We start from the raw sequence: 16764 nt of genomic DNA, 5'->3' as shown, positions 1-16764 counted from the left end.
CGGACGAAAATTGACGATGTGGAGTGAGTGATGGGCCAGCCCGTCCTGCCGCCGCCGGGCGACGGCATCGAGAGCGTCGAGCTGAAGACAGCGCTGGAGGAGCGCTACTACGCCTACGCGCTCTCCACGATCATGCAGCGCGCGCTGCCCGATGCCCGTGACGGTCTCAAGCCCGTGCACCGGCGCATCCTCTACGGCATGCGCCTGCTGCGGCTCGACCCGACCTCGGCATTCAAGAAATGCGCGAAGATCGTCGGCGACGTGATGGGTGACTTCCACCCCCACGGCGATCAGGCGATCTACGACGCGCTCGTGCGCCTCAGCCAGGACTTCGCCCAGCGCTACCCGCTGGTCGATGGTCAAGGCAATTTCGGCAATATCGACGGCGACGGTCCGGCCGCCTACCGCTACACCGAGGCGCGGCTCACCGAGGTCGCCCGGCTGCTGCTCGACGGGATTGATGAGGACACGGTCGATTTCCGCGCCTCCTACAACGGCGAGAAGGAGGAGCCCGTCGTCCTGCCTGCGGCCTTCCCGAACCTTCTGGCCAACGGCAGCCAAGGCATTGCGGTCGGCATGGCGACCTCGATTCCGCCGCACAACGCCGCCGAGCTCTGCGACGCGGCGCTCTACCTGATCCAGAACCGCGAGGCGACCTCCGAGCAGCTCTGCACCTTTGTGCAGGGGCCGGACTTTCCGACCGGCGGCATCCTGATCGATAGCCCTGAGACCATCCGCGAGGCCTACCGCACCGGCCGCGGCGGTTTCCGCGTGCGCGCACGCTGGGCCAAGGAGGAGCAGGGGCGCGGCACCTGGAACATCGTCGTCACCGAGATTCCCTACGGCGTGCCGAAGGCCCGCCTCATCGAGAAGCTTGCCGACCTTCTCCAGGAGAAGAAACTGCCGTTGCTCGCCGACGTGCGCGACGAGTCGGCCGAGGACGTGCGGGTGGTGCTGGAGCCGCGCTCGCGCTCGGTCGATCCGGTGATGCTGATGGAGTCGCTGTTCCGGCTCTCGGAGCTGGAGGCGCGGGTCCCGCTCAATCTCAACGTGCTGGTCGGCGGCGTCGTGCCCCGCGTCATCGGGCTGGCCGAATGCCTGCGCGAGTGGGTCGATCACCGCCGCGTCGTGCTGCAGCGCCGCTCGAGCTACCGCCTCGGCCAGATCGAGCGGCGCCTCGAAATCCTCGGCGGCCTGCTCATCGTCTATCTCGATCTCGACGAGGTGATCCGCATCATCCGCGAGGAGGACGAGCCGAAGGCCGCCCTGATGGCCCGGTTCGAACTCACCGAGCTTCAGGCCAACGCCATTCTCGACACCCGCCTGCGCTCGCTCCGGAAGCTCGAAGAGATGGAGCTGAAGCGCGAGTTCGAAGAGCTCACCAAGGAGAAGGAGGGGATCGAGGCGCTGCTCGGCTCCGAGAAGCTCCAGTGGACGGAGATCACCAAGCAGATCCGCGCGGTGAAGAAGACGTTCGGGCCGGAGACGAAACTCGGAAAGCGTCGCACCACCCTGGAAAACCCGCCGGACACCGCCGGCATCGACTTCACCGCCGCCATGGTCGAGCGCGAACCGATCACCGTGATCCTGTCCGAGAAGGGCTGGATCCGCGCGCTCAAGGGGCACGTGACCGAACTGTCGGGTGTGGCCTTCAAGGGCGACGACACCCTGAAGGTCTCCTTCCTCAGCGAGACGACGGCAAAAATCCTGCTGCTCGCCTCGAACGGCAAGGTCTTCACCCTCGAAGCCTCGAAGCTGCCCGGCGGGCGCGGATTCGGGGATCCGGTACGGCTGATGGTCGATCTGGACGACGGCACCGAGATCGTGGCGGCTCTGCCCTACAAGCCGGAGAGCAAGCTGCTGATCGCCGGCTCGGACGGGCGCGGCTTCATCGCGCCGTCCGACGCGCTGGTCGCCAACACCCGCAAGGGCAAGGCGATCCTCGGCCTCGACGAGGGGGCGAGCGCGGTGCTGCTGGTGCCGGCCGAGGGCGATCACATCGCCGTCTGTTCCTCCGACAAGCTGATGCTGGTCTTCCCGGCCTCCGAGGTGACGGAGCTCGGTCGCGGCAAGGGCGTGCGCCTGCAGCGCTGCCGCCAGAGCCAACTCGCGGATGCCTGCGTCTTCACCCTGGCCGAGGGCCTGCCCTGGCGCGATGGCTCGGGCCAGGCGCGGCTCGCTCAAAGCGCGATGCTGGAGAAGTGGATGGGCCACCGCTCCGATGCCGGCACGCTGATGACCCGCAGCTTCCCAAAGTTCGAGCGGTTCGGGAAGTAGTTTTCTGGGACTTTTGGGCGGTGCCCTATGGGGCGCCGCTCAACAGGCTTAATCGAACGAAGGACTGTTCGCCGCTCTTAGCGCCGGCGGAACTGCTGGCCGCCGCGCTGGGGCGGACGCGGACCGGAGCGCTCGTCCTTGTGACGGAACACGAGGCGGCCCTTTTCGAGGTCGTAGGGGGACATCTCGACGGTGACGCGGTCGCCGGCCAGGGTCTTGATGCGGTTCTTCTTCATCTTGCCGGCCGTGTAGGCGACGATCTCGTGGCCTTGGTCGAGCTGCACCCGGTAGCGCGCGTCCGGCAGGATCTCGACGACCAAGCCGTCGAACTGCATCAATTCCTCTTTCGCCATGCACCTGTCTCCGGCCGGGCTGCCTGCACGGGGCGCTCCGGCAAATCCAAAATCGGTCTATTGTGCGAAACGCGCGGCGCTGCGGGTCCGATCCGCTCGGGACGAGAGGCGTCAGCGATGCCGGGCGTCGGGCGCCTTTCGCGAAACTCCCGGATCGGGGAGTCCCCCCTTCGGCCGAGCAAGCGGCACGACGGGCGTTTCGCGAAGGGCACCAAGCCTGCGACTTAAGCGTCTGAGGCAGTTTGTGCAAGAATATCTGCCGCGAAAGGGCCGCTTAGCCTCAACCTCCGGTGGGTTTCGCGATCCCGCTGGCCTTGAACGGCCTCAAGGCGAGACTTCGTTGCCGGCAAAGTCGAGCCGGCCGTCGGGGAGCCGGCGCCACGCGAACACGGTGAAGGGCGGTTTTACGAGATCGCCGCCGGCGTCGAACGCCACCTCGCCGAGCACCGTCCGGAGAGGCGCACCGCCATGCAGGGCGGCCGCGACCCGCGCCGGCTCGGCCGAGCGTGCCGCTTCGATCCCCTGCCGCACCACCTCCACCGCCGCGTAGGCCGGGCCGGCGAACAGATCGGCCTCCGGGCCCCGCGGCGTTCTCGTGCCCTTCGGCTCGGGCAGGCGGGGCGGGGCGGCCGGGACCGTCATCAGCGTGCCCTCGGCGCCGGGGACTTGCGAAAACTCCTTGTCGAGCAGACCGTCGCTGCCGATCACCACCGTCGTCAGGCCAGCCTCGCGCATCGTCCGGATCAGGCTTGCGGCCGGCACTGAGAGGCCGCCGAAATAGATCGCCTCGATTCCGAGCGCCCGCAGCTTGGCGACGAGTGCCGAGGTCTCGCGGTCGTCGCGGGAGACGCCCTCGAACAGGCGTTCCCCCCCACCGCGGGCTTTGAGGGCGCGCGCGGCCTCGTCGGCGAGACCGCGGCCGAAGCTGGTCTTGTCGTGGACGATGGCGACCGACTTGCCGCGGAACCGCTCGGCGAGCAGCGTGCCGCCGAGCGCCCCCTGCTGCGCGTCGCTGCCGGAGAGCCGGAACAGCAAGCCAGCGCCGCGGCGGGTCAGCGGCGCCCAGGTCGCCCCCGGTGTGACCGAGACGATGCCGGCCTCCTCGAAGACCGTGCTCGCCGCGGCGCTGGCGCCCGAGGTCAGCGGGCCGATGACGAAGCGCACGCCGCTTGCCGCAAACCGGCGGGCGACCGCCGCCGCCTGTTTCGGGTCGGCGGCATCGTCCTGCACCACGAGCTGAAGCTTGCGGCCCAACACCCCGCCCGCGCGGTTGATCTCGGCCACCGCCTGCTCGGCGCCGAGCCGCGCGCCCTGGCCGAACCCGGCATCGGGGCCACTCAAGGGGGCAGCGAGCCCAATCTTCAGCGGTTCGGCGGCCGCGAGGGGGCCCGCGAGCGCGACGGTGAGAAGGATTGCCCACGCGCTCCGCTTCATCACACCACGCCCCCATCCGGCTGCCATAAAATCTCCGGACCTTGATGCGGTCCGCCCGCGGACCTGGCAAGCACCGCCGTTGGCCGCATTGCGAAACCGGTCGGCACGCCTACCTCTCCCTTGACGGGACGGTCGGGGGCGGCGGAACCGCGCTATTCAGGACGGGAAGCCCATGCTCTCCACCGAGGACGATATCCTGCGCGCCGCCGAGGGCTGGCGGCGCGAGGGGCGCGCGGTCGCGCTCGCCACCGTGATCGAGACCTGGGGCTCGGCGCCCCGCCCGGTCGGCAGCCACCTCGTCATCGACGGTGATAGCCGCTTTCTCGGCTCGGTCTCCGGCGGCTGCGTCGAGGGCGAGGTCATCACCGAGGCGCTCGACGTGATCGAGAACGGGCGTCCCCGCACCCTGGAGTTCGGCGTCGCCGACGAGACCGCGTGGCGGGCCGGCCTCTCCTGCGGCGGCCGCATCCGCGTCTTTGTCGAACGCATCGACTGATTTTTTCAAAGGCCCCTGCTCCCATCGTGAGCGACGGCCCATTTCGCATCGAGCGATAGACCCCATGCGCCTCGACACCCTGTCGGCCCTCAATGCGGAGCGCGCGGCGCGCCGCCCGGCCCTGATCGTCACTGATCCAGAGGATGGCGGACAGCGCCTCGTACGCGCCGCCGAGATCGATGCCGACCCGCTGGGACCCCTGCTGCGCGAGCGCCTGCGCATCGGCAGGAGCGGCCTCGGCGAGGGGCCGGACGGGCGCTCCGTCTTCGTCGCCGTCCACGCGCCGCCGGTGCGCTTCGTCGTGGTCGGCGCGGTGCACATCTCCCAGGCGCTGGTGCCGCTCGTGAGCCAGCTCGGCCTCGACCTCACAGTGATCGATCCGCGCACCGCCTTCGCCAGCCCGGAGCGCTTTCCAGGCGTGCGCCTGATCGTCGCCTGGCCGGACGAGGCCCTTCGCGAGATCGGCCCGCTCGACGCCTACACGGCACTGGCCGCGCTGACGCACGATCCCAAGATCGACGACACCGCGCTCATGGCGGCGCTGCGGGCGGACTGCGCCTATATCGGAGCGCTGGGATCGCGAAAGACCCACGCGCGGCGCGTGGAGCGCCTCAGGGAGGCGGGGTTCGACGAGGCGGCGATCGGCCAGATTCATGCGCCGATCGGGCTCGATATCGGCGCGGTCTCGCCGGCCGAGATCGCGCTGTCGATCCTCGCCCAGCTTGTCACGACCCTGCGCAAGGGCCGCATCGACGACCGCAACGCGGCGGGGCGCTGAGACCATGCAGTTCGGACCCGTCGCGACCCGCGACAGCGCGGGGCTGATCGCCGCCCATACCGTGCGCGCCGAGGGCGCGAGCCTGAGGAAGGGCCGGCCGATTCCTGCCGAGGAGGCGCAGCGTCTCGCCGAATCCGGCATCCCCGAGATCCTGGCGGTACGGCTCGATCCCGGCGATGTCGGCGAGGACGCGGCCGCCGCCCGCCTTGCCGGCCATCTGGCCGGGCCGGGCCTGCGCGCGGAGGCGCCGTTCACGGGGCGCTGCAACCTGTTCGCCGAGGCCGCGGGCGTGTTCGTGGTCGAGCCCGCCTGCATCGACGCCGTCAACGCTGTGGATGAGGCGATCACGGTCGCGACCCTTCCGGCCTTCCGGCCGGTGGCGGCGGGCGAGATGGTGGCCACCGTCAAGATCATCCCCTACGCGGTCGCCGCCGCGCCGCTGGAGCGGGCGCTCGCGGCGGCCATCGAGCCGCCGATGCGGCTGGCGCCCTACCGTGTGGCGCGGGTCGGCGTGGTCTCGACGCTGCTGCCCGGCCTGAAGGCGGCCACCGTCGCCAAGACCCTGCGCGTGCTGGCCGAGCGCTTGGCGTCGACGGGCGCGCAGATCGCCATCGAATCCCGCGTGCGGCACGAGGCCGGCGCGGTCGCGGGTGCCATGGCCGCTGCGGTGGCGGAGGGGGCGGAACTCGTCGTGGTATTCGGCGCCTCGGCCATCGCCGACCGGCGCGACGTGATCCCCACCGGGCTGGAGGCGGCGGGCGGGCGGGTCGAGCAGTTCGGCATGCCGGTCGATCCCGGCAACCTGCTGCTGCTCGGTGCCCTCGGGGACGTGCCGGTGATCGGCGCGCCGGGCTGCGCCCGCTCGCCGAAGGAGAACGGCTTCGACTTCGTCCTGCACCGCCTGCTCGCCGGCCTTGCCGTGACGCGGGCCGACATCGTGCGCCTCGGCGTCGGCGGCCTGCTCACCGAGATTCCGCTGCGCGGCCAGCCGCGATCGGGCGGTGACGGTGTCTGAGCCGTGCATCAGCGCGGTGATCCTCGCCGCCGGCCTCGGCTCCCGGTTCGGGTCAGCGCCGAAGATGCTCGCGCCCTATGCCGGCCGGCCGATGGTGCGCCGCGCCGCCGAAGCCGCCCTAGCCTCGGCAGCGCGGCCTGTCGTGGCGGTCCTCGGCGCCCATGCCGGGGCCGTGCGGGATGCGCTGGCCGGCCTGGACCTGACGCTGGTCGAGAACCTCGACCCCGCCGCCGGCCTCTCGGCCTCGCTGCGCGTTGGGCTCGCTGCCCTGCCGCCGGAGACCGAGGCGGCGGTCGTGCTGCTCGGCGACATGCCGCGGATCGAGGCGGCCCATATTGATTCGCTGATTGCGGCCTACGCGGCGGCCGAACCGCGCCCCTCGGCGGTGGTGCCGGTGAGCGTTGGGCGCCGGGGCAACCCGGTTCTGCTCGACCTCACCCGCCTCGCTGCCGACCTCGCCGCGCTGACCGGCGACCGCGGCGCCGGGCCGCTCCTGAGGCGGCGCGGCGACGTGCTGGAGGTGCCGGCCGATCCGGCGGTGATCTTCGATGTCGACACGCCGGAGGGGCTGGGGGGCTGAGGCCGGTCAGGTCTTGCGCGCCGCGCGCTTCGCCTCCGCCCGGCAGCGGTCGGAGCAGTAGCGCACCTCGTCCCAGACCCGTTCCCACTTCTTGCGCCACGCGAACGGACGGGCGCACTGGGCGCAGATCTTCTGGGGCAGGTCGCCCTTGCGGCGCATCGGCGGCATCGTGGTGCATCGTCCCGAAAGGTGGCTACCGGCTTTCGGAAAAAGACGATGCAGAAACAAGAGGAGAGCGCATCGTACTGGATCCGATGTCCAACACGATGCGCTAGCGCCCGATCTGCCCGGCCTCGTTGAGCGGCACCGGGCTCCAGCGGGTGAGCTGCACGTAGCCGTCGCGGGCGGCCACCACGACGTGGCGGCGGTAGCGATGGACGATCGTGCCGGGGGGGTGGCGGTGGGCCTCCTGCCAGCCATCGGCGGCGGCCACGAAGACGCGCGATTGGCCGAGCCGGGCGATGGTCTCGATCGCGCCGAAGGCGCGCACGCGCCGCAGCACCTCGGCGACGTCCTTGCGGAAGTCGAGGGTCCGGTCGGCGTCGTTCACCCGCGGCCAGTAGGAGCCGTCCCCCTGCGGCTCCGCCTTGCGCCAGCGCTCGGCCAAATCCTTCCCGATCGGGCCGTGGACGAGGCGGCGAGCCGCCATCTGGCATTTGGTGAGCAGCGTTTCGTGGGTCTCGTGACTGTCCATGGCGAAGATGTCCTGGGCCAGGATGTCGCCGGTGTCGAAGCCTTGCTCGGCGAGCACGTGGGCAGTGACGCCCCAGCTCTCGTAGCGGTCGAGCACCGCCTTGAAGAGCGGGTAGGGCCCCCGCCCCGTTGGCAGCGGCGAGGGGTGGACGTTCAGCGCGTAGCGCACACGCCCGTGCCAGCCCCGCACGAGCCAGGGATAGCCGGCCACGACGAGGACCACGTCGCGGCCGTGCTCGTGGGCGAGCCGCTCGATGTCTTCGGGCAGAAGCCGTGAGAGCTGGATCGGAATGCGGTGGTGCCGGGCCTGCGCCACCACGACGTCATTGAAATCGTAGATGCCGTCGCAGGGCCGGGTGAACAGCTTCACCGGCGTCCACCCGGCCTCGATCAGCCCGTCGAACACGCCGCCCAGGAAGTCGATGCCGGCGAAGGCGAATTTCATGGGTGGTTCGGTCCCGTGGCTGGCCGCCCTGCGACGTTCGGCGCGGGTCTGCGGCGGCGGAGGCCGGCTCCACGCCGACCCGCTCCGCCTTAGCTAGTGGATTTCGGGCGGGGACGACATCTATGCGCGGCATCTTCGCGTGAAGTCCCCTCGGCAGGGGGCTTCATGGAACGGGTCGTGATCTACGGGGGGACCGGCGGCATCGGCCTTGCCACGGCACGGGCCCTCCGCGCCCGGGGCGTGGCGCTCCACCTCGTCGGGCGCGATGCCGAGCGATTGGAGCGGGCGGCGTCCGACCTCGGCGAGACCGGCTTCACGGCCGGCGACGTCACCGATCCGACCCTGTTCCCGCGCGTCGCGAACGAGGCGGGCGCGCGTCTCGGCGGCCTCATCTACGCGGTCGGCACGATCCAGCTCGCGCCGCTCGCCAAGCTCGATCCAGCCCGCATCGAGGCGGATTTCCGCATCAACGCCCTCGGCGCCTTCCTGGCGGTGCAGGCGGCGGCCCCCGCGCTCAAGGCCGGTGCGGGGGAGGGGAGTGCGGGCGTCGTGCTGTTCTCCACCGTGGCCGCCGCGCAAGGATTCTCGCACCACGCTTCGGTCGCCATGGCCAAGGGAGCGGTCGAGGGGCTCGCCCTCTCGCTCGCCGCCGAACTCGCGCCCGCGATCCGGATCAACGTGGTCGCCCCCTCGCTGACCCGCACGCCGCTTGCCGAATCCATCACCCGCAACGCGACTTTGGCCTCCGGCATCGCCTCGATGCACGCGCTCCAGCGCCTCGGCGAGCCCGAGGACGTCGCCGCGCTCGCCGCGTTCCTCGTCGGCCCGGAGGCGGCCTACGTCACCGGGCAGGTCATCGGCGTCGATGGCGGGCGCTCCTCGCTGCGCACCAAGGGCTGAGCCGTCTCACAACGTGCTCCAGATCGCGAGGGAAACGTAGGGGCTCCACTGGTTGAGCGGCGTCTCAAGCTGACCGCCGGGCGACAGGCGGAAGCGGTAGCCGCCCATCGCGTAGTCGGTGACGTGCAGCCCGACGCTCCATTTCCGGTAATCGGTCTGGTCGCCGTAGACGCTGGCCTCCGGACCGAGATAGGCGCCGAACAGCGCCGTGCCCCAGGACAGCCGGGCATAGGCGTCGCCGCGGGCCGAGCCGAGGATGGCGGTTGCGGTCAGCAGCGTCGTCTCGGTCGGCCGGGCCCAGACTTCGCCGTGCAGGCGCAGACCCGCCCGCAGGGGGAGCACCTGCACCAGGCCGGAGCCGGACAACGTTTCCCAGGACGCCTCCGGGCCGGCGAACACCGTCACCGCTCCCCATTCCCGGATGAACTGATAGCCGGCGAGTGCCGCGCCGAGCGCGGTGAAACGCACCATCGTCGGCGCCTGGCCGCCGCCCTCCAGCCGGGCGCCTCCGCCCGCCGTCACCAGTGCGACGGGGCCATCCCGGTCGAAGCGGTCGAAGACAAGCTTCGCGCCACTCGCGGAGAAGGCCGAGGCGCCAGCCTCCGTGCTGCCGAACAGGACGGCCCGCAGAGGCGCGTCGTCGGCTCTGGCCGGAGCGTAGAGGAGGCTGGCGGAGAGAGCGAGGAGGGCGAGCCAGGGATCCGCGCGGGCCGTTGACGAAGAGGCATCGGCATCGTCGACAGGTATGCGAGAGGCGCGTTTCGACATGATTGGTCGCGCGGAATACGGCGGAGCAACCAATGGTTGTCACGATTTGCGACGGCAGTTAAGCGAAAATTAACAACTTAAGATAAGTTGGCGGTGTGTAGTTACTTGAAATACCACTTCCGTCTCGCTCAACAACTTGGACGCGGATTCCTGCGGTGTGGCAAGGCACGCGTGCGGGGGCGATGGCGCTTGGCGGATGGTCCGGCTTGGGCTAGAGCCGCGCTCACCGAACCATCAACGGCCGAGCCGGTTTGTCCTCCGCTGCCCGCACTTCCGACGTTCTCACGATGCTTGCGAGCCAGGAGAGCGAGCGGCTGACCGTCGGCGACATCGTCGCCGTGCTGCGGGACCGCGCCTTTGCGCTGCTCGTGGTGCTGCTCGGTTTGCCCAACTGCCTGCCGATGCCGCCGCCGATCCCGCTGGTCTGCGGGTTGGTCCTGCTCGTCATCGCCATCCAGATCGTCGCCGGGATGTCGGCCCCGTGGCTGCCGCGGCGGCTGCTCAACCAATCGATCGCCCGCGCGACGGTGGAGAAGGCGGTGAACCGGGCGGTGCCGCTCCTGCGTCGGCTGGAGCGCTGGTCGCGCCCGCGCCTGAGCGTATTCGACGGCGCGGTGGGCATGCGCGGCATGGGGGTGCTGATCCTGGCGCTCGCGCTGGCGCTCATCGTGGCGCCGCCCTTCTTCGGCCAGATCCCGCTCGGCCTCGCCGTCTCGCTGATCGGCCTCGGGCTGGTTGAGCGTGATGGGTTCGTGGTCCTGATCGGCCTCCTGATCGGCGGTGTCGGCGTCGGGATCTCGATCGGCTTCGTCTACACGCTGTTTGCCAGCCTCATGGGCGCCTTCGCCTGGCTGTCGCAGGCGATCCCCGGACTCGGGCTGTAAGGCGGCTTCCGGTCCATCGCTTCGCTCTCGCCATCCGCCGTCATCGCGAGGCTCGGCGTCAGCGATCCGGCGGCGCGATCATCGCCGGATGGAACGAAGCCCTGGATTGCCACGGCTTCGCCTCGCAATAACGCCAAGTGGCAACGAACTGGCAGGCGGATGCCGTTTGATCCCTTCCGCGCCTTCGCGCGAGCCCTTTCCTGAGAAGCCCGGCCCCGCTGCGTGACAACCGGGCGCGGATCACGCCTCGAGGTGGCGCCGCCGCACGAGACGGTGGATCAGGCCGCCGCGGGGGCCGACCAGCATCGAGACGAGGTAGAGCGCGCCCGCCGCCAGCACGATCGCCGGTCCCGTCGGCAGGCGGATGCCGGCATGGTACGAGACCAGCAGGCCGGTCACGCTGGAGAGCATCGAGACCAACATCGCCACCGGAATCAGGCCCGACAGGTCGGCGGCCCAGAACCGGGCGGTGATCGCCGGCAACAGCATCAGGCCGACCGCGAGCAGCGTGCCGAGCGCCTGGAAGCCGCCGACGAGGTTGACCACCACCAGCGCCAGGAAGGCGGAGTGGACCGGGCCACCGGCGCGGCTCACCGTGCGCAGAAACAGCGGATCGACGCACTCGATCACCAGCGGGCGGTAGAGCAGAGCGAGCGCGACCAGCGTCAGGCTGCTGATGCCCCCGAGCAGGGTGAGCGCGTCGTCGTCGAGCGCCAGCACGGTGCCGAACAGGATGTGCAGCAGATCGACCTGCGAGCCGCGCAGCGAGACGAGGAACACCCCGCCGGCAAGCGAGATCAGGTAGAAGGCGGCTAGGCTCGCATCCTCCTTCAGCACGGTCGAGCGCGTGACGAGCCCGGCGGCGAGCGCCACCGCGAGCCCGGCCACCAGCCCGCCCAGCGTCATCGCCGGCAGCGACAGCCCGGCAACGAGAAAGCCGGCCGCGGCGCCGGGCAGGATGGCGTGGCTCATCGCCTCGCTCATCAGGCTCATCCGGCGCAGCATCAGGAACACGCCGAGCGGCGGTGCCGAGAGGGACAGCGCGAGGCAGCCGGCCAGCGCCCGGCGCATGAAGCCGAACTCGACGAAGGGGCCGACCAGCAGATCCGTAAGGTCGGCGAGCGTCATGACACGGCCCGGTGATGCGTATGGGCGTGGTGGTGGTCATGATGATCGTGGGGGGCGTGCCCATGATCGTGGCCGTGATGCGCGTGTCCATGACCGTGATCGTGCGTCTCGGCCGCGGGGGACCCGTCCGTGGGCGGCGGTGCTTCATGGCGGCAGATCGCGGCGGCCTCGTCCCAGGCCTCCGAGAGGCGCAGGGCGCGGGCCAGCACCGGCGGCGTCAGCACCTCGTGGGTCGAGCCCCAGGCAATGGGACGGCGGGCGATGACGAGCGTCGAGGGGAAATGCGCGCGTACCTGGGAGAGGTCGTGCAGGGCCGCGACCACCGTGCGGCCCTCGCGGTGCCAGCCGCGGATCAATGCGAGCAGGTCGGCGGTGGTGCGCTCGTCGATGCCGGTGAAGGGCTCATCGAGCAGGATGATCCGCGCGTCCTGCAGGATCAGCCGGGCGAACAGCGCCCGCTGGAACTGCCCGCCGGAGAGGGTGCCGATCGGCCGGTCCTCGAAGCCGGTGAGCCCGACCGCCGCGAGCGCGTCGATCAGGTGCGGGCGCTGGCGGGTGAGGCTGCGCCACGCACCGAGCGGGCGCCACAGGCCCATCGCCACGAGGTCGAGGACGCTCAAGGGGAAGCTGCGGTCGATCTCGGCGGCCTGAGGCAGGTAGGCGATGGCGCCGGGCCGCGTTTCCGCCTCGACCGCCCCGTCGAGGGGGCGGATCTCGCCGACGATGCCCTTCAGGAGAGTCGATTTGCCCGCGCCGTTCGGTCCCACCACGGCGAGCAGGTCGCCGGCCGCGATGGTGCCGTCGAGATGATGGACCGCCGGATGCCGGTCGTAGCCGAGCGTCAGGCTCCGGAAGCGGATGGCGCCGGCTCGGGCCGGCCCGGCACTCACGATTGCGCCCACAGGATCACCGCCCAGAGCAGGATCGACAGAATGAGGGCCGCCGCCAGTCGCAGGCCGACCCCGCTGCGGAACAGCGAGCGGCGCGGGAGGCGGACGGTCCCGCCGGCACGGGTCAATGGGATCTCCTGGGATCTCCGAGGATGGCTGGAGCGGGCGCTGTCGCGGAGACCGGAGATGATCGCGAGCCGCGCCGTTCTCCACCTCGTTGCCCGATTGCGGCCGGACGCCTATCTTGGTGGGGCTGATACACTGTAACACGGATCGAGTTCAATCGACCCGTGTCGAGTTCAGCCCCTGCCGGATCGGCCGGGGCCAAGCGGCGATACGAGTGGCACGACGGCGGTCTCGAGCGCCGATATCGGGGAGGTCGGGATGCGCGGTCACGCGCCGCATGAGCACGGCCAAGGCGACGGAAGCGGCGACCGTGACGGCCACGCCGCGCACGGTCACGCGCATCACCCTCACGGTCATGGTGGGGCCGGCTGCGGCGGTGGGCACGAGGCCGGAGACGTGATCGAGCGGGCGGAGCGCCTGTGCCAGACCCGCGGCCTGCAATTCACGCGGCTGCGGCGGGACGTGCTTGCGGCGGTGGCGGCGGAGCACCGGCCGCTCGGCGCCTACGACATCGCCGAGCGGATGAGCGCGCCCGGACGACGGGTCGCGGCGGTGTCGGTCTATCGCGCGCTCGACTTCCTCACCGAGCAGGGATTCGTCCACCGCATCTCCAGCCGTAACGCCTTCGTCTCCTGCGGACACGAGCACGGGGCGGGGGCGGGCCTCGTCTTCCTGATCTGCCGCACCTGCGGCGGTATCGACGAGATGACGGCGCCGGCGGTCGAGAGTGCCCTCGACCAGACGCTGGCGGGAACCGGCTTCAGCCCGACCAGCCGAATCCTGGAGGTCGAGGGCGAATGCGGCGCCTGCCGCGGACGCGCCGACGAGCCGAACGAGCCCGATCGCGCCTGATCTTCTTCCGGAAGCCGGAGGCCGCTCTTCGGCACGATGCTCGAGCCTCTTCGGGTTCGAAACATCTGAGGTCGGAAGGTCGTGGTCAGAACGCGTTGCGGTAGGCCCGCGGCGAGGCGATCGTGCGGACGAGGATGGTGATGTCGAGCCAGAGCGACCAGTTATCGATGTAGTGCAGGTCGGCCTGGACGCGGGCCTCCATCGCTTCGTCGGTCAAGGTCTCGCCGCGGAAGCCGTTGACCTGCGCCCAGCCGGTGATGCCGGGCTTCACGTTGTGACGGCGGGCGTAGAGGGCGATGCGGCCCTCGAAGCTGCGGTCGTGGGCGAGCGCGTGCGGCCGGGGGCCGACGAGCGACATGTCGCCCCGGATGACGTTGATGAGCTGGGGCAACTCGTCGAGGTTGGTCTTGCGCAGCAGCGCACCGATGCGGGTGATGCGGTCGTCGTTGCGCGAGGCCTGCCGGAAGGGCGCGTCGGGGGCGGCCTTCATGCTACGGAACTTGAAGACGCCGAAGGCTTCCTGATTGAAGCCGTAGCGCCGCTGCCGGAAGAAGACCGGTCCGGGGCTGTCGAGCTTGATCAGCACGGCAAGCGCCACGAACAGGGGAGCGAGCAGCAGGAGCCCGATGCCGGCCAGCGTCACGTCGAAGGCGCGCTTGAGCAGGACCTCGCCGACGGAGAGCGGATGACGACCGATATTGATGCCCGACAGCCGCCCGACCCGGGCGACCTGAAGGTCGGGAAAGCGGTCCATCATCGTGCCGGGCCGCAGATGCAGGGCGGCGGGCACCCGCAGGAACGCGTCGATGCAGCGCTCGATGTCGGCGGGCTCCGACCAGGGCACCAGCACGAACACGTCATCCGGCCGCAGGAAGCGCACCACCGAGACCGCAAGGTCGAGATCTTCGGCAAGCAGGGTTTCCGCGCTGGCCGAGCCGGAGGCGGGATCGAAGCGGCGCAGGTAGCTCGTGCCGACGACGCGGAATCCCAGCGCCTCGACGTCGTTGTTGGCGTAGAAATTCGTCACGTCCTCCTCGTAGCCGACGAGGTGGACGCGGCTGACCGACGGAGAGGCCGAGGTGCTGCTGCGGCGAACCAGCGCCACCGCCGCCGCACGCACGAGGATCGTGACCGGCAGGCCGGTGAGGAAGAAGGCGACCGAGGCGACGCGGGAGAAATCTTGTGTCGTCTTCGTCGCGAAGCCGGCCAGCAGGGCGACCGCCCAGGCCATCAGCCAGAGCGTCGCCCGGCGCTGTCCGTGCGGCGTCTGCGACAGGCAGCGCTCGATACTGTACTCGCCGCGGACAAGGTTGGTCACCACCACGATCAGGGCGAGGAAGCCGGCGGTCTGAAGGTTCATGCTCTGCGTCAGCGAGATCAGCACCCCGTCGCCGAGATAGGCGTGGTAGGCCGCATCCACCGCGAAGCCGACCGCGAGGATCGCCATGAGATCGGCGGTGAGCAGCGCGGCCGAGATGCCGACGCGCAGGGCCGTGCGTCGCCGCTGCGGCAGAAGCGCGGCCCATACTGAACGGCGCACCCGGTCGCCGGGCAGGCGCTGGTACTGCTGGGGTGGGCGCTCGTGAAACATGTGTCCCGCGTTGTGCTGCCCTGAGGCGATGATCTGTCCCGAAGCGGGACGCTTCCGGTCGCCGCCCTCGGTGGTGCGGTTCCCTGCGCAAGCCGCGCACCGGGTCTCCGTCCGGGCAGGTGTCGGGGCGCCAGCGGGCTGACATGCGTCCGATGGACGAAGGCCTGTTCGCTCTCTCGAAAGGCCTTGGTCCGTCCCGACCGCGCGAGCCGAACGCGAATCCGGCCCTGATCGATCCGGCCGGCTCCGGTCCGGCGCCGACGTGAGGCGAATGACGTGATGTTGAGGAAGGGATCAGGGGCTTCGCGGCGCGAGGCGGTGCGGAGGCCGCGCCGATTTCCCGAACAATCCAATGACGGAGAGCCGTCCGGCCGGGGGCGGCATGCGCGCGGCCTCGGTGGGCCCCTCGTGCGGACCGTGGCCCGCGCAGGCTCGCGGCGGGACGCCGCATCCGGCCGGCGGAGCCGCGCGGGTCGCGGCGGCGAAAGCGATCCTGCCGGAGCTGATCGGTGACTGTTTCGGACACGAGCGCGTGATCTGAGGCCCGATTCTCGGCGTGCCGTCCTTCCGCCCAAGCGACGGCACAGGAATCTGCCCTGAACGGTCGTCCATTCGACGCCGGTCAGGCCGATTCCGGTCTATGCACAGGATTGTGGCCGGAGCGGATCGGTCTCATCGCCGGCTTGGCGCTCGGCGTCGCCCTGCTCGAAGAGAGGGACGAGCCGACCGGCATCGGGCGGGTCGACGACCTCTGCGCCGTCCCGCCCTCAGCTTGACGGCGGTGTTCCTGCGGCATCTGCGCCGAGACCGCATGCCGGTGTGAGGCCTCGGAAAACAGGATCAGGCCGCCTGTTCGTTCTCCGGCCGGGCGACGGTCTGGATCGTCTCGAAGCCTTCGAATTGCGGGTGGCCGAGATAGAGCGGCTTGGTCCCCGGCACCCGCCCATGGGCTTTGCGGAACTGTTCCGAACGGGTCCAGGCCTCGAAATCGGCCCGCGAGCGCCAGATCGTGTGCGAGGCGTAGAGGATGTGATCCTCGGCTTCCGGCCCCTTCAGCAGGTGGAACTCCACGAAGCCTTCCATCTCGCCCAGGTGGCTGTCGCGTCCGAGCCAGACCTGCTCGAAGTCCTGCGCCGATTCCTTGACGACCTTGAACCGGTTCATCGCGATGAACATGCCCGTACGCTCCCGATCTGATCGAGCCGGCCACCCAACGGCCGCCCGAATTTTATGACTCTACGTAGTCTCGCTCGTAAGCTGAAGCCGGGCCAGCACCACCGCCTACAGCGTGAGTCCCCTGCCACAGCGAATTCGCGAGAAATGCCGCCAAACTCAAGCGAGGCTTGCCGATTTCGCCGCAGGAACGTTCAGAGAACAGAAACCAAGCAGCAAACTGAAAACACCGATCCGGCAACAGGTAGGTACTTGCATTGCGTATGCACTTCATGGTGATGCTGCAGTCAGGCTAAACCACAGCGATACGGTAGCCTCGCAGCGCATCTGTCTGACCTGCCTCGGCAGTAGAAGCGTTTCGCGATGCCCGAAAACGCTGGC

The 16764-nt window shown here is 70.1% G+C and carries 20 protein-coding genes; 10 read left to right on the top strand and 10 right to left on the bottom strand.

Features of this window, described 5'->3' with window-relative positions; genetic code table 11:
* Nucleotides 1-30: 30 nt before the first annotated feature.
* On the top strand, nucleotides 31-2277 hold the full coding sequence (gene parC, locus MFF24_RS19695) for a DNA topoisomerase IV subunit A (RefSeq protein ID WP_238226631.1): 2247 nt from the start codon (nucleotides 31-33) through the stop codon (nucleotides 2275-2277).
* 77 nt (nucleotides 2278-2354) lie between these two features.
* On the opposite strand, the gene infA is transcribed toward parC, so the two are convergent.
* Both infA and MFF24_RS19685 read right to left on the bottom strand, forming a co-directional pair.
* On the bottom strand, nucleotides 2355-2630 hold the full coding sequence (gene infA, locus MFF24_RS19690) for a translation initiation factor IF-1 (protein WP_003600463.1): 276 nt from the start codon (nucleotides 2628-2630) through the stop codon (nucleotides 2355-2357).
* 324 nt (nucleotides 2631-2954) lie between these two features.
* Nucleotides 2955-4067, bottom strand: a complete 1113-nt coding sequence (locus tag MFF24_RS19685; RefSeq protein ID WP_308445608.1) for a branched-chain amino acid ABC transporter substrate-binding protein — start codon at nucleotides 4065-4067, stop codon at nucleotides 2955-2957.
* Between the two features lie 169 nt (nucleotides 4068-4236).
* Here MFF24_RS19685 and MFF24_RS19680 point away from each other — a divergent pair, with 169 nt between their 5' ends.
* From MFF24_RS19680 to MFF24_RS19665, 4 genes are all read left to right on the top strand, one after another.
* The gene (locus MFF24_RS19680; RefSeq protein WP_108938985.1) at nucleotides 4237-4560 is read left to right on the top strand and encodes an XdhC family protein; all 324 of its coding nucleotides are present in this window, start codon (nucleotides 4237-4239) and stop codon (nucleotides 4558-4560) included.
* A 64-nt stretch (nucleotides 4561-4624) separates the two neighbouring features.
* The gene (locus tag MFF24_RS19675; protein WP_238226627.1) at nucleotides 4625-5338 is read left to right on the top strand and encodes an XdhC family protein; all 714 of its coding nucleotides are present in this window, start codon (nucleotides 4625-4627) and stop codon (nucleotides 5336-5338) included.
* Nucleotides 5339-5342: 4 nt separating this feature from the next.
* Nucleotides 5343-6353 carry a molybdopterin-binding protein gene (locus tag MFF24_RS19670; RefSeq protein WP_238226625.1) on the top strand — a complete coding sequence of 337 codons (1011 nt, stop codon included), beginning with the start codon at nucleotides 5343-5345 and terminating at the stop codon, nucleotides 6351-6353.
* Nucleotides 6340-6933, top strand: coding sequence for a nucleotidyltransferase family protein (locus MFF24_RS19665; RefSeq protein ID WP_238226623.1), 594 nt, complete (start codon nucleotides 6340-6342; stop codon nucleotides 6931-6933). Before MFF24_RS19670 ends, MFF24_RS19665 begins: the two co-directional genes overlap by 14 nt.
* Nucleotides 6934-6939: 6 nt before the next feature.
* On the opposite strand, the gene MFF24_RS19660 is transcribed toward MFF24_RS19665, so the two are convergent.
* Nucleotides 6940-7101, bottom strand: a complete 162-nt coding sequence (locus MFF24_RS19660) for a DUF2256 domain-containing protein (RefSeq protein WP_197711605.1) — start codon at nucleotides 7099-7101, stop codon at nucleotides 6940-6942.
* A 103-nt stretch (nucleotides 7102-7204) separates the two neighbouring features.
* Entirely contained in the window at nucleotides 7205-8071 is an 867-nt protein-coding gene (locus MFF24_RS19655; RefSeq protein ID WP_238226621.1) for a methionyl-tRNA formyltransferase, read from the bottom strand.
* Between the two features lie 165 nt (nucleotides 8072-8236).
* Between MFF24_RS19655 and MFF24_RS19650 the strand changes: the two genes are divergently transcribed.
* Nucleotides 8237-8971 (top strand): SDR family NAD(P)-dependent oxidoreductase, encoded by a 735-nt coding sequence (locus MFF24_RS19650; RefSeq protein ID WP_238226619.1) that lies wholly within the window; start codon nucleotides 8237-8239, stop codon nucleotides 8969-8971.
* 6 nt (nucleotides 8972-8977) lie between these two features.
* Here the strand turns inward: MFF24_RS19650 and bcsS are convergent, their stop codons facing one another.
* Nucleotides 8978-9739 carry a cellulose biosynthesis protein BcsS gene (gene bcsS, locus MFF24_RS19645; RefSeq protein WP_238226617.1) on the bottom strand — a complete coding sequence of 254 codons (762 nt, stop codon included), beginning with the start codon at nucleotides 9737-9739 and terminating at the stop codon, nucleotides 8978-8980.
* 287 nt (nucleotides 9740-10026) lie between these two features.
* Between bcsS and MFF24_RS19640 the strand changes: the two genes are divergently transcribed.
* Entirely contained in the window at nucleotides 10027-10623 is a 597-nt protein-coding gene (locus tag MFF24_RS19640) for an exopolysaccharide biosynthesis protein (protein ID WP_108938978.1), read from the top strand.
* A gap of 240 nt (nucleotides 10624-10863) precedes the next feature.
* Here the strand turns inward: MFF24_RS19640 and MFF24_RS19635 are convergent, their stop codons facing one another.
* From MFF24_RS19635 to MFF24_RS28865, 3 genes are read right to left on the bottom strand one after another with little or no spacing between them, the layout of a single operon-like run.
* A complete protein-coding gene (locus MFF24_RS19635; protein WP_133091305.1) occupies nucleotides 10864-11751 on the bottom strand; it encodes a metal ABC transporter permease in 888 nt (295 codons plus the stop codon).
* Entirely contained in the window at nucleotides 11748-12641 is an 894-nt protein-coding gene (gene aztA / locus MFF24_RS19630) for a zinc ABC transporter ATP-binding protein AztA (protein ID WP_238226615.1), read from the bottom strand. The genes MFF24_RS19635 and aztA overlap by 4 nt, the downstream gene beginning before the upstream one ends.
* Entirely contained in the window at nucleotides 12638-12769 is a 132-nt protein-coding gene (locus MFF24_RS28865; RefSeq protein WP_283214523.1) for a hypothetical protein, read from the bottom strand. Before MFF24_RS28865 ends, aztA begins: the two co-directional genes overlap by 4 nt.
* A 275-nt stretch (nucleotides 12770-13044) precedes the next feature.
* Here MFF24_RS28865 and MFF24_RS28860 point away from each other — a divergent pair, with 275 nt between their 5' ends.
* Both MFF24_RS28860 and MFF24_RS19625 read left to right on the top strand, forming a co-directional pair.
* Nucleotides 13045-13167 (top strand): hypothetical protein, encoded by a 123-nt coding sequence (locus MFF24_RS28860; RefSeq protein WP_283214522.1) that lies wholly within the window; start codon nucleotides 13045-13047, stop codon nucleotides 13165-13167.
* Nucleotides 13164-13619 (top strand): Fur family transcriptional regulator, encoded by a 456-nt coding sequence (locus MFF24_RS19625; protein WP_238226613.1) that lies wholly within the window; start codon nucleotides 13164-13166, stop codon nucleotides 13617-13619. The genes MFF24_RS28860 and MFF24_RS19625 overlap by 4 nt, the downstream gene beginning before the upstream one ends.
* A gap of 85 nt (nucleotides 13620-13704) precedes the next feature.
* On the opposite strand, the gene MFF24_RS19620 is transcribed toward MFF24_RS19625, so the two are convergent.
* A complete protein-coding gene (locus MFF24_RS19620; RefSeq protein ID WP_238226611.1) occupies nucleotides 13705-15210 on the bottom strand; it encodes a sugar transferase in 1506 nt (501 codons plus the stop codon).
* A gap of 352 nt (nucleotides 15211-15562) precedes the next feature.
* Here MFF24_RS19620 and MFF24_RS19615 point away from each other — a divergent pair, with 352 nt between their 5' ends.
* Nucleotides 15563-15751 carry a hypothetical protein gene (locus tag MFF24_RS19615; protein WP_238226609.1) on the top strand — a complete coding sequence of 63 codons (189 nt, stop codon included), beginning with the start codon at nucleotides 15563-15565 and terminating at the stop codon, nucleotides 15749-15751.
* Nucleotides 15752-16050: 299 nt separating this feature from the next.
* Here MFF24_RS19615 and hmuQ read toward each other — a convergent pair whose 3' ends face one another.
* Entirely contained in the window at nucleotides 16051-16386 is a 336-nt protein-coding gene (hmuQ, locus tag MFF24_RS19610; protein WP_108938972.1) for a heme-degrading protein HmuQ, read from the bottom strand.
* Nucleotides 16387-16764: the final 378 nt, after the last annotated feature.

It is taken from the genome of Methylorubrum aminovorans, assembly GCF_022179725.1.
In the GTDB taxonomy this organism is placed as follows: Bacteria; Pseudomonadota; Alphaproteobacteria; order Rhizobiales; family Beijerinckiaceae; genus Methylobacterium; species Methylobacterium aminovorans.
This window is presented reverse-complemented; position numbering and strand designations above follow the sequence as displayed.

Coding starts and splice junctions, on each gene's coding strand:
- MFF24_RS19675 (WP_238226627.1), top strand. CDS start 4,625: ATGCGCCTCGACACCCTGTCGGCCCTCAATGCGGAGCGCGCGGCGCGC.
- MFF24_RS19670 (WP_238226625.1), top strand. CDS start 5,343: ATGCAGTTCGGACCCGTCGCGACCCGCGACAGCGCGGGGCTGATCGCC.
- MFF24_RS19620 (WP_238226611.1), bottom strand. CDS start 15,210: ATGTTTCACGAGCGCCCACCCCAGCAGTACCAGCGCCTGCCCGGCGAC.
- MFF24_RS19650 (WP_238226619.1), top strand. CDS start 8,237: ATGGAACGGGTCGTGATCTACGGGGGGACCGGCGGCATCGGCCTTGCC.
- infA (WP_003600463.1), bottom strand. CDS start 2,630: ATGGCGAAAGAGGAATTGATGCAGTTCGACGGCTTGGTCGTCGAGATC.
- MFF24_RS19635 (WP_133091305.1), bottom strand. CDS start 11,751: ATGACGCTCGCCGACCTTACGGATCTGCTGGTCGGCCCCTTCGTCGAG.
- MFF24_RS19640 (WP_108938978.1), top strand. CDS start 10,027: ATGCTTGCGAGCCAGGAGAGCGAGCGGCTGACCGTCGGCGACATCGTC.
- MFF24_RS19660 (WP_197711605.1), bottom strand. CDS start 7,101: ATGCCGCCGATGCGCCGCAAGGGCGACCTGCCCCAGAAGATCTGCGCC.
- hmuQ (WP_108938972.1), bottom strand. CDS start 16,386: ATGTTCATCGCGATGAACCGGTTCAAGGTCGTCAAGGAATCGGCGCAG.
- MFF24_RS19680 (WP_108938985.1), top strand. CDS start 4,237: ATGCTCTCCACCGAGGACGATATCCTGCGCGCCGCCGAGGGCTGGCGG.
- MFF24_RS28860 (WP_283214522.1), top strand. CDS start 13,045: ATGAGCACGGCCAAGGCGACGGAAGCGGCGACCGTGACGGCCACGCCG.
- MFF24_RS19655 (WP_238226621.1), bottom strand. CDS start 8,071: ATGAAATTCGCCTTCGCCGGCATCGACTTCCTGGGCGGCGTGTTCGAC.
- MFF24_RS19615 (WP_238226609.1), top strand. CDS start 15,563: ATGACGGAGAGCCGTCCGGCCGGGGGCGGCATGCGCGCGGCCTCGGTG.
- bcsS (WP_238226617.1), bottom strand. CDS start 9,739: ATGTCGAAACGCGCCTCTCGCATACCTGTCGACGATGCCGATGCCTCT.
- parC (WP_238226631.1), top strand. CDS start 31: ATGGGCCAGCCCGTCCTGCCGCCGCCGGGCGACGGCATCGAGAGCGTC.